This is a genomic window from Glaciimonas sp. GNP009, assembly GCF_054343755.1.
Genome location: NZ_JBTGUV010000004.1, coordinates 3,132,058 through 3,147,616, shown reverse-complemented (window position 1 = coordinate 3,147,616; position 15,559 = coordinate 3,132,058). Strand labels below are relative to the sequence as shown.

The window sequence follows — 15,559 nt, the reverse complement described above, 5'->3', positions numbered from 1 at the left end:
TCGAAGCGCCAATAGCTAGCTATTGGTCAAGAAACTGAAGAAACATGGGCCGTCCAAATCATTTTGCAGCCGACTACTCTTAGGTTCAGTAGCGTCCTAATACGCGAGAATAGCCGAAAATCAAAAAGTACGTCGGATGCGCTAAAGGCCGCTTACTTGCTCAATCAACCATGGACACTAGATCGTAAAGCGTTTGTCCCGGATAAAATTAAACAACTTTGCGCTGCCAAGATGAAAATTGTCGATTTGAGACATATATATACTGAAACTATATGGCAGCAAAGTCACGGACCAATCTCTGTATGGCACGCGAACCTTTATAATCTCGTTTTAATTTGCTTTTACACCGCCCCACTATGCCAGCTCAACTCATTGACGGAACCCTCCTTTCAAAACAATTACGCGCCGAGGTTGCCACTCGCGCCGCCGCGCTGACGGCGCTTGGCAAACAACCAGGACTAGCAGTCATTCTGGTTGGTGAGAGTCAGGCTTCACAAGTATACGTCCGCAATAAGGTCAAAGCCTGTGAAGACAACGGTCTTTATTCGGTATTAGAAAAATATGACGCCGATCTGAGCGAAGCTGACTTACTGGCACGGATCGACGCTCTAAACCACGATCCAAAAATCAACGGCATCCTTGTTCAGTTGCCTTTACCTGCGCATATTGACGCTAATAAAGTGATTGAAGCCATCGCCGCAGAAAAAGACGTCGACGGTTTTCACGTCAGCAATGCTGGATTGTTGATGACAGGAAAGCCATTATTCCGCCCGTGCACGCCCTACGGTGTCATGAAAATGCTGGAATCGATCGATTATCCGGTGCGTGGTGCGCATGCGGTCATCGTAGGCGCGTCAAATATTGTCGGTAAACCACAATCCATGCTGCTCTTGCAAGCGGGTGCGACCGTCACCATCTGCAACTCAAAGACCCGCGATCTTGGTCACCATACGCGTCAGGCTGATATTCTTGTCGTTGCTACCGGCAAACGCAATATCGTCACCGCCGACATGGTCAAACCGGGTGCTGTCGTGATCGACGTCGGCATGAATCGTGATGACAATGGCAAATTGTGCGGCGATGTCGACTTTGCCAATGTCAGAGAAGTTGCGGGTTATATCACCCCGGTGCCAGGCGGCGTCGGGCCGATGACCATCACCATGTTGCTGGTCAATACGATTGAAGCCGCAGAAAGAAACTAATTTATGACATCCACGTCCGCAATAGTAAGCGACACAACGACAGCGACACCACAAAACAATCCGCTTCTGGATTTTTCTGGTCTGGCACATTTTGATACCATCAAGGCGGAACACGTAACGCCTGCCATCGCCTATTTGCTCGAACAGGCCAGTATTGTCGTCACGCAACTGGAAGCGCCGCAAGCGTCGGTTAAATGGGAAACCTTTGTCACGCCGCTAGAAAACGCCACCGAAAATCTGGGGCGCGCGTGGGGCATTGTTGGGCATTTGAATGCGGTCATGGACAGTCCCGAACTGCGTGCGGCGTATAACGAAAATCAGCCGAAACTGATAGAATTTTCGACCTCGTTGTCACAGAATCTGGCGTTATTCGACAAATACAAAGCGCTGGAAACCAGCGCCGACTTTTCGACCTTATCGGCGGCACGTCAAAAAATCATTAAAAATGCGGTGCGCGATTTCCGTCTTGGTGGTGCTGAATTGCCAGACGCAGAGAAAGCACGTTTTGCTGACATTCAAGAAAAACACGGTGCATTAACCACCCGGTTTTCAGAAAACGTACTCGACGCCACCAATGATTACGCGCTGTTTGTATTGGATGAAGCCGAACTGGCTGGTTTGCCGGACGATGTCAAGCAAGCGGCCCTTGCGGCGGCCCAAAAGGATAGCAAGGAAGGCTATAAATTTACGCTCCACTTTCCGTCTTATTTCCCGATATTGCAATATGCTGATAGCCGCGTCCTGCGTGAAAGAATCTATCGCGCAAATGCTACCAAAGCGTCCGAGCTCAGCGGCAAACCGGAATGGGATAACACCCAAAATATCGTCAGCATTCTAAAGCTCCGCAACGAAGAAGCCGCACTATTAGGTTTGAAGAATTATGCCGAATTGTCGCTGGTGACAAAAATGGCACAAACCCCTGAAGAGGTGATCGCCTTCCTGGAAGATCTCGGCCAGCGTGCGCGTCCGTTCGCAGAAAAAGACCTAGCTGAATTGCGTGAATTTGCAAAAACCGAGTTAGGTATTACGCCGCTGGAAGCTTGGGACAGCACCTACGCATCGGAAAAATTGCGTGAGCAACGCTATGCCTTTTCAGAGCAGGAAGTAAAACAATATTTCCCTGAAACAAAAGTCGTGCAAGGTTTATTTGCACTGGTACAAAAATTATTCTCGGTCGAAATCAGTCTGGATAAAGCACCGGTCTGGCATCCTGATGTAAAGTTTTTCAAGATCGAAAAAGAAGGCAAGATACTCGGACAGTTCTATCTTGATCTCTATGCGCGCACTGGCAAACGTGGCGGCGCATGGATGGACGACGCACGTGCGCGTCGCAAATTGAACGACGGGGAAGGCATTCAGACGCCGATTGCCTATTTGACGTGCAATTTCTCCGCACCTGCGGTGGTCGATGGGATCACCAAGCCAGCGCTGTTTACGCATGATGAAGTCATCACCTTATTCCACGAATTTGGTCACGGTTTGCACCACATGCTGACGCAAGTGGATGAAATTAGCGTCTCCGGTATCTCCGGCGTGGAATGGGACGCGGTTGAATTACCCTCTCAATTTATGGAAAATTTCTGCTGGGAATGGGACGTTCTGCAAGACATGACCGCCGAAGCTACGAATGGTCAGCCATTGCCGCGCGCGCTGTTTGACAAAATGACCGCCGCCAAAAATTTCCAGTCAGGGCTACAAACCTTGCGTCAAGTTGAGTTCTCGCTGCTGGATATGCATCTGCACGACAAATACGATCCGTCTGGCACTCAAACGGTGCAAGAACTGATCAACCAAGTTCGCGAGCAGATTGCCGTTCTCAGTCCGCCAGCGTTTAATCGTTTTCAACACGCGTTCTCGCATATTTTTGCTGGCGGTTACGCGGCCGGATATTACAGCTACAAGTGGGCTGAAGTATTATCCGCAGACGCTTATAGCGCGTTCGAAGAAATCGCTAACGGTGGTAATGTGATATCAGCAGAAACTGGCAGTAAATTTCAACGTGAGATTTTGGCGGTAGGTGGCTCTCGCCCTGCTTTGGAATCATTCAAAGCCTTCCGTGGCCGTGAACCAAATATTGATGCCTTATTACGGCATAGCGGAATGGCAGCGTAACCAATCGAAATAGGTAATAAAAAACAAATCATAAGCAAATCATAAGCAAGTAATAAGCAAGTAATAAGCAAGTAATAAGCAGGTCTGCCGTGGAATGTGCCAAAGCGCCTCCACGGCCATTCCGATCAATGGCATCATCAGGTCCATAGTCATTCGCCGGTTTTTCTTATTTTTTCTTTGTAGAAGCTATTGGCATAATGGGCAAAGGGCGACTAGTGCGCAGAAGTCATCGCACCCGCGGCGTTACCCGGCATACAATACGGACTCAAACGAATTGCAACCGCTTGTCCTTGGACAACCAAGGTGGCAATTCTTCATTTTAGGAAATTAGATGAAACTGGTGGCATCATTATTTTTAACCGCAGGCCTCGCAGTTTGCCTGTTAGCGACATCTGTTGCGCAAGCCCAACTCTACAAATCCATCGGCGCAGACGGTCGCGTTACTTACAGCGATATTCCCCCTAATTCAGGCAAAATCGTTGATTCAAAATCGCTCTCCAAAAACAGCGAAAGCGACATTGATAATAGCGACCTACCGTATGAATTGGCGCAAGCTAAAAAAAATAGTCCGGTCACTTTATATACTTCCAGCAAATGCATTCCATGCGACGATGGACGAAAATTACTACGTAATCGGGGTATTCCGTTCCGCGAAAAAACGATTAGTACCAACAATGACATTGCGCGCTTAAAGGAAGTTGCCGGAGAGAGTCAATTGCCATTCATGGTGATCGGACGCAATAAAGAAAGTGGCTTTGAAGCGACTTCCTGGAATGCGGCACTTAGCGCTGCCGGTTACCCGCAAAACAATCGTTTGCCAAAAACATATCAAAATGGACAAGCGACTGCCGCCGCGCCAACGGTAAACACGAGTACGGCGAGTCCCGCGATAGACGATTCAACTGACAATAGCAAACAAGGTACGCCGCGTCCCGCGACAGGCAATACGCCGCCTGGATTCAGATTTTAAGCCGCAATTAGCACGCCCTTCGGCACAGACCATGACGCAAATCGATTTTCACACTAATATTCCCGACAAATTTCTCTATACGTGTCGACTCGTCCGCAAAGCGCGGATGGCGCAATGTCAAATTGTAATATTAACAAGTAACGCCGAAGACCTCGCTACTATGGATCGGACGCTGTGGACCTTTTCCGAGCACGATTTTGTACCGCATGTTGTCGCCAATGATCCGCTTGCCCAACAAACGCCAGTCATTTTGACCGACGATGAAACCATCGTGCTGCCGCATCATCAGGTACTGATTAATTTATCCGGCAATACACCTTCTCATTTTGCGCGGTTTGAACGCATGTTTGAAATCGTCACTCTCAACGAGACCGACAAGAATAATAGTCGCGAGCGCTATCGCTTTTATCAGCAACGTGGCTACCAACTTAGCCACTCTATCGCCGCAAACGCGTAGGTGCACACGCAAAAACAGGCATCCGCCGATATATGAGGAGATTCTATGAAAAATAACGCGCTGGATGCAGGTATTCCATTGTTGACTGAAATCATTGAAACGGCGGAGGATGACGCGATTGAAGATACCTGGTTCACTAACGCCACGGACCATATCCAAGCATCTCAGTCGAGCGTGCAAGATGATCAGTTTATCCACCCCGCAACCCACGCAGCGATGACATTAACCGAGCGCGACTGGGAAACGCTTAAGCATGAATTGCACGAAAAAATATTATGGCAACTACAAGACCGTATAGATTTTGTCATCGAACAACGCGTGCGGGATAGTTTGGCAGAGGTGTTGCAATCGGCTGTTAAGGCAATGGCTGATCAAATCAAAGCAGGCTTGCATCAGACCTTAAATGAGGTCATTTCAAGTGCAGTGACGCTGGAATTAGTTAAATTGCGAAAAACAAAATTAGAATAATTATTTTTTGATTATTAATCAAAAATTAGCCTCTAATGAATAAATAGAAAAAAAGTGACCATCAAATTGAATTACCTAAACAATCAAGAATTTCTTACAATACTGGCACTTAGTTAAGACAATTCGGAGATTTCGCATGAAAGTGATTGTATTGGGCGCCGGCATCATTGGTACTTCGTCAGCATGGTTCCTAAACAAAGAAGGCAATGACGTCACTGTCATTGACCGTCAGGCAGGCGCAGCACAAGAAACCAGTTTTGCGAACGGTTGCCAAATTTCAGTCTCGCATGCCGAGCCATGGGCAAATCCGCAAGCGCCGCTGAAGGTGCTGAAATGGTTGGGCAAGGAAGATGCACCGTTGCTGTATCGCTTTCGTCCTGAATGGCTGCAATGGAAATGGGCGTTGAATTTTTTACGCGAATGCACACCATCACGCACCGCCGCCAACATTCGCCAAATCGTCGCTATCTGCGAATACAGTCGTCAAACGCTGCTGTCGGTCCGTGCTGAAACAGGTATCGAATACGATCATTTGGTACGCGGCATTCTGCATTTCTACACAGAACAAAAAGAATTCGACGACTCACTGGCAGCGGCCAAATTGATGCGCGATCTGGGTTGCCCACGCAACTCCATCAGCGCCGACGAGGTCGTCAGGATAGAGCCGTCGTTATCCCGCATACGCGATAAAATTGTGGGTGGCGACTTCACCGACAATGATGAATCCGGTGACGTCTATAAGTTCACTACCGGACTCGCTGACAAAGCACAAGAAGCTGGCGTCAAATTTCAATTCAACACCACAGTTACGCGTTTGATCAGCGAAGGCCACGGCGCTAACGCAAAAATTACCGGCGTCGAAATCATTAACGCAGAAGGAAAACATCAAGTTTTGCACGCTGACGCATTTGTGGTCGCAATGGGCAGTTTCTCCGAGCAATTGCTGAAACCGCTTGGTATTAATTTGATGATTTATCCGGGCAAGGGCTATTCCGCCACCTATAAGATCACCAATCCTGCCGCCGCGCCTAGCGTGTCATTGACCGATGACGGTTACAAGCTAGTAATATCGCGCTTGGGCGATCGCTTGCGCGTCGCAGGAACGTGCGAACTAAACGGCTACACGCGTGAACTTAATACCACCCGTTGCGAAGCCATTACACGTCGTACCCGTGAATTATTTCCAGACGCCTGCGACTACGACAATCCAACGTACTGGACCGGATTGCGACCATTAACGCCGTCTAACGTGCCGTATATTGGCAAGAGCAAAATCAGCAATCTCTTCCTCAACACCGGTCACGGCACACTCGGCTGGACCATGGGCTGCGGGTCAGGTCGCGCAATTGCAGAAATCATGTCCGGTCGCCAGCCTGAAATTGATTTTGCATTTACCGGCATGCCGCGTCGCGCTCCACAAAAGGCACTGCAACCGCGTGAAGTTCCGGTCTGAACTAAAGCGATAAAAAATCGGACTCAGATGAGTTGAACGGAATAGCAAGGCCAGTGCACTTGCGTCACGCGCCGCGCCCTGCACCAGCGCTTGTCGGAGTAATAAATTCAGTATTTAATACTTGGTTCGAACTAGTTCGATTTAGGTCGAGCGAGTTCCGAGCTCACCGAGAATCTGATGACCATTCAATGCCACAACGTATTTGAGTGCCACTTAAAAGCCCAATCCCCACTGTCAGGATTGGGCTTTTTTTGTTTTAAACAGCCTGGCCCAGATATTGCGTAATGAGTCGTGCGAGCAAGTAAAAAAGGGATTAATGCACCTGTTCTGCCGCTATTGCGCATCATTTCAGGGCGTCAGCCTATTTTGGCGCGCGAACCTGAATTGTCGCGGCCTTCTCATCAAAGGCAATCCGAGTGACAAATTTTGCACGCTTCATAGGAAAACGAGATTGAAAGTGACGAACATTGCCAGAACCTGAAATAACCCGTCTGACGAATTGATAATAAGCATCCATGTCTATAACATGGGCTACCAAAAAATAATCATAGTCGCCAGAAACAAAATAACACTGCATTACCTCAACCTCTTTGTTCATACGCAGTTCGAATTCCTGCATATGTTCATCTGATTGATTGGTAAGAGAAATTTCGAGAAATGCGAGCATGCCATACCCGAGCGCAAACGGATCGACCAACGCCACATCAGCGTTAATCACACCAGCCTCACGCAAATCGCGGATGCGGCGCAGACAGGTTGGTTGTGAAATATGGGCCTTCTCGGCGAGGGTACGAGTAGGAATTTGATTGTCGCGCTGCAACAAGTTGAGTAACTTGCGATCTACCTTATCGAGGACGTGTTGTTTGGTCATATGGGAAGTGTGAGGGATTCAAAAAAAACGCATAAAACCGCTTTGCGAACTGTTTTTTATGATGTACCGTTTGCATGTTCGCAGCAACCTAATAAGCTGCAAACGGAGGAACAAAGTTTTTGGGCCGAGCTATATTGCTTTGTAGTACTTAGTGTTATTTTAAATCCTCAGGAGAGAAATTCATGCAGATCAAGACCAAAATGCTTCCTTTAGTTGGCGCCATTGCGTTCGCACTTGCTGGTTCAGTATTCGCACAAGAACAAGTCGTCACAATCGGTCACGTTGGCCCACTCACCGGCCCTAACGCCCACATTGGTAAAGACAATGAAAATGGCGCGAAAATGGCGATCGATGAGCTGAACGCCAAAGGCACCATGATCGGCGGCAAAAAAGTAAAATTCGTTTTGGATGGTGAAGATGATGCGTCCGATCCTAAACTTGCGACAACTGTTGCACAGAAATTAGTCGATTCGCACGTTAATGGCGTTATCGGTCACATGAACTCTGGCACTACTATCCCTGCATCGAAGATTTATTTTGATGCTGGTATTCCACAGATTTCACCATCTGCCACTAACCCAAAATACACTCAACAAGGCTTTAACACTGCTTTCCGTGTTGTCGCTAACGATGGTCAATTGGGCGGTACTTTAGGTCGTTACGCTGTCGACAAACTGAAAGCCAAAAACATCGCGGTCATTGATGACCGTACTGCGTATGGCCAAGGTGTTGCAGAAGAGTTCTCGAAAGGTGCTAAAAAAGACGGCGCTACTATCGTATCAACCCAGTTCACCAACGATAAAGCAACTGACTTCAACGCGATTCTGACATCGATCAAAGCCAAAAAGCCTGACCTGATTTTCTTCGGTGGTATGGATGCAGTCGGTGGCCCGATGTTGCGTCAGATGAAGCAACTTGGTATCGACGCTAAATTCATGGGCGGTGATGGCCTGTGCACGACAGAGTTGGCCAAACTGGCTGGCGAAGGCCTGCGGGATGATCAGGTAGTCTGCGCCGAAGCTGGTGGTGTACCAGACGCTGGCAAAAAAGCACTGGAAGACTTCAAAGTCGCTTACCAAAAGAAATTCAACCAGGAAGTCGTGATCTACGCACCGTACGTCTACGATGCATTGATGACCATGGTTGAAGCGATGCAGCAAGCCAAGTCTGCCGATCCTAAAAAGTATCTGCCTTTCCTGGCTAAGATCAGTCACAAAGGTGTGACCGGCAATATCGCTTTTGATAAAAAAGGCGATATCAAAGACGGTTCTTTGACTTTGTACACATACAAAGGCGGCGTACGTACGTTGCTGGCTGTGACTAAATAAAGTGCGGCAACCATTGATCGGTATGTGGTGAGTGGTGAGCGACAAACGGTGAACTAGAAAGTTAACCTTGATCGCAATAAACCCTCGCTACATTTAGTTTAAGCTATCGATCATATACACTCTCAAAACGCTTCGGCTTCAACACCGAAGCGTTTTTTTTCGTCCGTCTTCACAGCGGATCTTTTTAAATATCATTCGCTTTATACTCTTTTCCCATAAATAGCATGCCCTATTTGGCGTCTGCTATCTTGCTTGTGTAAAATCTTGCCATCGAACGGTTTCCAGTCCTTTTTAGTGATGATCGGAATGTACAGCCATCCCGATAAAACACCGTGACATGCACTTCACATGTGTATTTCACATTAAACAAGCACTCTTCGCTTGGCTCTGCATGGCATCGCATAGCAAGTGAACGTCTCCGTTTTTATTTTCAGAGGAAAAGTCATGCAAGCTTATGTCAGACGTGATCCATTGTCGGCGATGATCGCTGTTGTAATAATTCCAGTCCTGGCGTTGGTCATCACCGCAGATAGCGCATCAGCCCAAGGGCAAGCGGTTGCGCCGACACAGCTGGTAAAAATCGGCCACGTCGGCCCACTGACTGGACCAGTTGCTCACATGGGCAAAGACAATGAAAATGGTGCGCGCATGGCCATCGAAGAGTTGAACGCCAAAGGCGTCACCCTCGCCGGTAAAAAAGTGACATTCGTTCTGTTGGCAAAAGATGACGGCAGCGATCCGAAAATGGCAACCAGCGCTGCCCAAAAACTAGTCGATGCAAAAGTCCAGGCCGTGATCGGCCATCTTCAGTCCGGGACGTCAATCCCTGCATCAAAAATATATTACGACGCGGGTATTCCCCAAATATCGCCCTCCGCGACTAGCTGCAAATATACGCAGCAAGGTTTTAATACGACATTCCGCGTAGTCGCCAACGATGGTCAGCTTGGCGGCATGTTGGGACGCTATTCCGCAAAAACGCTCACCGCAAAAAACATTGCGGTCATCGATGATCGCACCGCTTATGGACAAGGATTAGCTGACGAATTTATCAAAAGCGCCAGAGCCGCCGGTGTCACCATCGTGACGCGACAATATATCAGCGACAGAGCGACTGACTTCAATGCGATCCTGACTACTATCAAAAGAAAAAAGCCGGACTTAATTTTCTTCGGCGGCATTGATGCCAGCGCCGGATTGATGTTGCGTCAGATGCAAATGCTCGGAATAAACGCAAAGTTGATGGGTGGCGACGCGATCTGTACCAATCAGTTGCCGCTATTAGCTGGCAACAGCTTGCGTGATGATCAGGTGGTGTGCGAAGAAGCGGGTGGCGTAGAAAAATCGGGGCAGAAAAAACTGGATGCGTTCAAAGCAGCCTACAAGAAACGCTATAACAGCGAGATCAAACAATACGCGCCTTATACCTACGACGCAGTCATGACCATTGCAGACGCCATGCAAAAAGCAAACTCAGCAGATCCAAAAAAATACCTGTCACAACTTGCGAAGATTGTTCACAAAGGCGTGACAGGCGAAATCGGTTTTGACGCGAATGGCGATATTAAAAATGGTGCGTTGACCGTCTATACTTTTAGAGGTGGACAACGCACCGTTTTGACGGTTACCAAGTAAGGTATTTACAACTAGCGTCTTAACACGCGAATTGCGATCAATAAAAGCGAGAGCTTACGATGATGCTGATGCTGATGCTGATGCTGCTCCAACCGCTTTAACTTCAGTGCAAAGTGGCGGTGTTTTATCAACTGTCTTTAAGCAACCACTTTTACTGTTATCCCAAGTAATAGCGTTAGTGCTGTAAGTGGGATTAAGAACCAATGTTGAGCCTTCATTCGTAGTAGCCGTTGGTTTTACCGTAATTATTCCCTTAGAGACCTCAACCGATGCAACATGCAACGTCGCCGTCGCCATCGCAGGAGGAACGCCATTCTCGCCTGCATTACAATCATCTGACTTTCCATTAGCCATCTGAATACACATGCCCACCGCAAGTTGGTATGGCGCTGCCATCGCATACACTTCGGAAAATTTAGCCTTGAGCATATAGTCCTGATAAGCTGGCACCGCAATAGCCGCCAAAATACCAATAATCGCCACCACAATCATCAATTCGATGAGTGTAAAACCCTTCTGTACTTGCCGTTTATAATGCGCAAATTTCATACGTAAACTCCCCGTTAATGGCGCCGAAAAAATTCGGTTCGCCCTTCGTAAATAGAACTTTTTTGTGAATAATTATGTAAACTACTTAGCAAAAAAACCGCACGGAATACATGCGCCGATTTGCTAAAACTATTTTGCAGAAACGATGCCCAATAGCATGAAACGACTATAACTCGACGTTTCAACGAATTAGCAATGCGCTCGAGGCAGTTAGGGGGATTACTTATGTGTCAATACACGAAATTTGTACTTTGAAAACACATTCCTTGTCGTGAAAGCGATGATGAAAAGATGAATCGTGTACGGGATAGAGATAAATCTCGGCACAAAATACAGAGAACCTCTCATGGTAATAACCGCCTGAATTAACTGTCGCTTTTACGATACGGTAAAGTTGTGTTTTCCTGCTTTGATGGCGCTCAATGAATATCGATCGTCCTTTCCCTGCTTTAACGCTGCTCTTTCGATGCCTGATGAAAAACCGCTCCGATCTAAAAGTAGCGGCAAAAAAGCGGATTGTGTCGACAAACAGAAGATTAAAAAATCTCGTTCGTAACGTATTATTGAGGCGCACACTAGTTCTATCCCAGCGTGCCGAACGGCCGCTTAATAACCGTAGATAACTAAATCATTGATCGGTATGGTGAAATTGTTACCCTATCGAATCGCAAATAACGAATTTTGGCAGAAGCTCATTTACAATGTTTGTCGCGGACACTGCATCCAAGACATCCAACGGGCACAGCGCATAGTGGAACGTTGTGAAGCAGTGTTAAACGTCATAAAAATGGCATAAAACGTCATGACGGATGATCAACGATAATCGCTTTTACATTCATACCCTCACATTTGAAATCCTTAGGAGGAACTACGGTGTCATCTAAAACAACTGTCATTTCTTTATCTGCTGTCGCTGCACTGGCGCTTTCATTGACACTTTCTGGTCCCGCATGTGCGCAAGAACAAATCGTCAAGCTGGCGCAAGTTGGCCCGACAACTGGCCCCATTGCGTACGTCGGCAAGGATCTGCAAAACGGTGCGAATATGGCTGTCGAAGAATTGAATGCCAAAGGCCTGACGATAGGTGGCAAGAAAATTAAATTTGTATTGATGACAGAAGATGATGGCGGCGATCCAAAACAAGGTACTTCAGTAGCGCAAAAACTGGTCGATGCCAAGGTCCAGGGCGTCATCGGTCATCTGCAATCCGGCACCAGTATTCCTGCATCCAAGATTTATTACGACGCGGGGATTCCGCAAATTTCCCCCGGCACGACCAATCCCAAATACACGCTACAAGGCTATAACACCGCGTTCCGGGTTGTGGCAAACGACGGTCAGTTAGCTGGCGCATTGGGACGCTATGCGGTCCAGACTTTGCATGCCAAAAATATCGCCGTGATCGACGACCGCACGGCGTATGGTCAAGGTCTGGCGCAAGAGTTTGCCAAGCGCGCCAAGGCAGCCGGTGCAAATATTGTTGCGACCCAATACACCAACGACAAGGCAACCGACTTCAGCGCGATTTTGACGGCGATCAAGGCAAAGAAACCTGACGTGATTTTCTTCGGCGGTCTGGATGCTGGCGCGGGGCCGATGTTGCGTCAAATGAAGCAATTAGGGATCAAGGCAAAAATGATGGGCGGCGATGCCATCTGCACCACGGAGTTGCCTAAACTGGCTGGCGATGCGCTGTCCGACGATCAAGTCATTTGCGCAGAAGCGGGCGGTGTTCCTGATGCCGGACGACCGGCGCTAGACGCGTTTAAGACGGCCTTCAAAGCGCGTTATGGGCACGAAGTAGTGATCTATGCGGCGTATGCTTATGATGCGTTGATGACGATGGTGGAGGCGATGCAAAAAGCCAACTCCACCGATCCAAAAGTCTATTTGCCAGCTTTGGCGAAGATCAATCGCAAAGGCGTTACCGGCACGATTGCGTTCGATACGCACGGCGATATGAAAAATGCGACATTGACGTTGTATACGTATAAAGCGGGACAACGCACACTTATTGGCGTAACCAAGTAAGTCAGTAACTTGGTGTCTCATAGTACGAAATAAACAGGGGGAAAATTCAACATACCGTTTGCGAATGTCCGCAGTCGATTTCGTTGTTTATTTTTTTTCCTCTGTTGTTTACAAAAAAAGGGTGCTCAAATGAGCACCCTTTTTTACGTTCTTTCATGCCTGCGCGTCTCAGCGATCTGCCCGCAACCGATGGTTAAGCGCTAATCAATCGCTGATCAATCGCCTATTTCAATGACAATATCCATTTAACCAGCGTGTGCGCTTCTGCATCGCTGACTTGTGCGTTGGCAGGCATTGGTATTTGACCCCACACGCCGGAGCCGCCCTTCAATACTTTTTGGACTAACTTATCTTCTGCATCGGGTTGTCCGTCATACTTTTTAGCCACGTCTTTAAAGGCTGGACCGACAATTTTATTGCCAATAGAGTGGCACGCCATACAGTTTTTGGCTTTGGCAAGATCTGCGTTTGCCAACGCACTACCGGAAACTAAAAAGGCGAATACGCCTCCAATCAATAACAACTGCTTCATCATCACTTCTCCGAATAAATTACTGTATTGCCCACATCATTAAAAATGTCGCAGATAGGATGATGCGCTGTTCAACATCTGGTCAGCGATCATTTACGTGCTTTCGCGTTGCCAATGAGAGAAGGCTTTCAGCTCTCATCGGTTACGCATTCGCTACTCGTCATTTAATACTCGTCATTTAATACTCATCCTTTACTACTCGCCATTTGCCATTCATTACTTACCACGCACTAATCAACACTTATTCAATATCAACCACCACCAAGTTGCCACCTGAATCGAAACATAACTGCCACTTCAGGTTCAGGCGTCCACCAATTTTGGTGTTAATTCTCGTGCCGCAAATAACCTTCGGTACCCGGATCGCGCATGCGAATCGCAACAATCATCGCAATCGCACACAGCGCAGTGACGTACCAGTAAAACGTCGACTCCATGCCAATCGATTTAAGTTTCAGGGCCACGAACTCAGCCGAACCGCCGAATACCGCATTACCCAACGCGTAAGATAATCCAACGCCCAGCGCTCGCACTTCGGGTGGAAACATCTCTGCCTTGATTAAGCCGCTGATCGAGGTATATAAACTCACCACCGCCAACGCCAGAATAACTAACCCAAAGGCCGCGTAAGGATTGGTCACACTGGCCAAGGTGTGCAAAATTGGCACTGTCATCAGCGTGGCCAGCGCACCAAACCAGATCATTGAGGTGCGCCGTCCGATTTTATCCGACAGCGCGCCGAACAACGGTTGCATCAACATATAAACCAATAGCGCGCCAGTCATGACCGCGCTTGCTGTTTTGGCGTTCATGCCTGCGGTGTTCACGAGATACTTTTGCATGTATGTGGTGAACGTATAAAAAATCAACGAGCCACCAGCAGTGAAGCCGATCACCGTCATGAAGGCAACCTTATGCTTCATCAGTCCCGCGATGGTTCCGGCATCCTTATTTTTGCGCGAGTCTGTGGTCGAGGTTTCATTCAGCGAGCGACGCAAATACAGCGCTACGACAGCTGCACATGCACCTAGTACAAACGGAACACGCCATCCCCAGTCTTTCAGTTGTTCAGTTGTCAGCAATTGCTGCAAAATAACCAACACCAATACCGCCAGCAACTGACCACCAATCAAGGTCACATATTGGAACGATGCATAAAATCCGCGCTGTCCTTTTAGTGCGACTTCACTCATATATGTTGCGCTGGTGCCGTACTCGCCACCAACTGACAAGCCCTGCAACAAACGCGCAAATAGTAGCAACGCGGGTGCGGCAGCACCGATGGTGGCATAGGTTGGCAGGCAGGCGATCAATAACGATCCCGTGCACATCATCAACACGGAAACCATCATTGAGGTCTTGCGACCGCGTTTGTCGGCAAGGCGACCGAAAATATATCCACCAATCGGGCGCATCAAAAATCCAGCGGCAAATACGCCAGCAGTATTCAATAATTGCGTAGTGGAATTACCACTGGGGAAAAAAGCCGGTGCAAAATAGATTGCACAAAATGAATAGACATAAAAATCGAACCATTCAACCAGATTGCCGGATGAGGCACCCACAATTGCAAAAATACGCTTGCGGCGGTCGTCTGCAGGTGAAAGCTCTTGCTGTGCTATAGATGTCATCTTATCTTTCATTAAGTGCAACGTTTTTATATTATGTCTTGTACAACGTCTTTAACGGCTGCTTTGAAATCTTATATAGCCGTTTCTTTATATTTCATGTTATCGCATGCATTGTAGGACAAACAACTGGAATGGGGCTATTCAATATTTTCCAGAACCACTTCTCCCGATTGTAGGCAAGTGAACTTCATCCCGTTCTATGACTCCAATTTTATGGATAGCGAATGAAGAACGACATGGCGCACTAGGCCACGCACTAATCTATCACGTGAGCGACCTGGGTCGACACCTTGTCACGTCAGCGCTGGTCTGCCAAGGTC

Annotated in this window: 13 protein-coding genes; 9 read left to right on the top strand and 4 right to left on the bottom strand. The window is 47.8% G+C overall.

All coding sequences use genetic code 11. The features are described from left to right. Positions 1-356: 356 nt before the first annotated feature. The 6 genes from folD to ACXX82_RS14735 all read left to right on the top strand — a co-directional run bounded on the left by folD (position 357) and on the right by ACXX82_RS14735 (position 6,662). Entirely contained in the window at positions 357-1,202 is an 846-nt protein-coding gene (folD, locus tag ACXX82_RS14760) for a bifunctional methylenetetrahydrofolate dehydrogenase/methenyltetrahydrofolate cyclohydrolase FolD (protein WP_322236011.1), read from the top strand. Positions 1,203-1,205: 3 nt separating this feature from the next. After that, a complete protein-coding gene (locus ACXX82_RS14755; RefSeq protein ID WP_322236010.1) occupies positions 1,206-3,314 on the top strand; it encodes a M3 family metallopeptidase in 2,109 nt (702 codons plus the stop codon). 331 nt (positions 3,315-3,645) lie between these two features. Then, on the top strand, positions 3,646-4,284 hold the full coding sequence (locus ACXX82_RS14750; protein WP_458563167.1) for a glutaredoxin family protein: 639 nt from the start codon (positions 3,646-3,648) through the stop codon (positions 4,282-4,284). Positions 4,285-4,315: 31 nt separating this feature from the next. After that, a complete protein-coding gene (locus ACXX82_RS14745; protein WP_322236007.1) occupies positions 4,316-4,741 on the top strand; it encodes a DNA polymerase III subunit chi in 426 nt (141 codons plus the stop codon). Positions 4,742-4,786: 45 nt separating this feature from the next. Next, positions 4,787-5,209, top strand: coding sequence for a DUF2486 family protein (locus ACXX82_RS14740; RefSeq protein ID WP_322236005.1), 423 nt, complete (start codon positions 4,787-4,789; stop codon positions 5,207-5,209). Between the two features lie 136 nt (positions 5,210-5,345). Further along, positions 5,346-6,662: a D-amino acid dehydrogenase gene (locus ACXX82_RS14735; RefSeq protein ID WP_322236003.1), complete on the top strand. Its 1,317-nt coding sequence runs from the start codon at positions 5,346-5,348 to the stop codon at positions 6,660-6,662. A 361-nt stretch (positions 6,663-7,023) separates the two neighbouring features. On the opposite strand, the gene ACXX82_RS14730 is transcribed toward ACXX82_RS14735, so the two are convergent. Next, on the bottom strand, positions 7,024-7,533 hold the full coding sequence (locus ACXX82_RS14730) for an Lrp/AsnC family transcriptional regulator (RefSeq protein ID WP_322236000.1): 510 nt from the start codon (positions 7,531-7,533) through the stop codon (positions 7,024-7,026). 182 nt (positions 7,534-7,715) lie between these two features. Between ACXX82_RS14730 and ACXX82_RS14725 the strand changes: the two genes are divergently transcribed. Both ACXX82_RS14725 and ACXX82_RS14720 read left to right on the top strand, forming a co-directional pair. Next, a complete protein-coding gene (locus ACXX82_RS14725) occupies positions 7,716-8,861 on the top strand; it encodes a branched-chain amino acid ABC transporter substrate-binding protein (RefSeq protein ID WP_322235998.1) in 1,146 nt (381 codons plus the stop codon). A 480-nt stretch (positions 8,862-9,341) separates the two neighbouring features. Further along, a complete protein-coding gene (locus ACXX82_RS14720; protein ID WP_503421164.1) occupies positions 9,342-10,496 on the top strand; it encodes a branched-chain amino acid ABC transporter substrate-binding protein in 1,155 nt (384 codons plus the stop codon). A gap of 54 nt (positions 10,497-10,550) precedes the next feature. Here ACXX82_RS14720 and ACXX82_RS14715 read toward each other — a convergent pair whose 3' ends face one another. Further along, positions 10,551-11,045, bottom strand: a complete 495-nt coding sequence (locus ACXX82_RS14715) for a pilin (RefSeq protein ID WP_323505729.1) — start codon at positions 11,043-11,045, stop codon at positions 10,551-10,553. An 873-nt stretch (positions 11,046-11,918) separates the two neighbouring features. On the opposite strand from ACXX82_RS14715, the gene ACXX82_RS14710 reads away from it, so the two are divergent. Beyond that, a complete protein-coding gene (locus ACXX82_RS14710) occupies positions 11,919-13,076 on the top strand; it encodes a branched-chain amino acid ABC transporter substrate-binding protein (RefSeq protein ID WP_458563165.1) in 1,158 nt (385 codons plus the stop codon). 223 nt (positions 13,077-13,299) lie between these two features. Here the strand turns inward: ACXX82_RS14710 and ACXX82_RS14705 are convergent, their stop codons facing one another. Beyond that, positions 13,300-13,608, bottom strand: a complete 309-nt coding sequence (locus tag ACXX82_RS14705; protein WP_322240463.1) for a c-type cytochrome — start codon at positions 13,606-13,608, stop codon at positions 13,300-13,302. 326 nt (positions 13,609-13,934) lie between these two features. Further along, positions 13,935-15,239 carry an MFS family transporter gene (locus tag ACXX82_RS14700; RefSeq protein WP_322235990.1) on the bottom strand — a complete coding sequence of 435 codons (1,305 nt, stop codon included), beginning with the start codon at positions 15,237-15,239 and terminating at the stop codon, positions 13,935-13,937. Positions 15,240-15,559 lie beyond the last annotated feature (320 nt).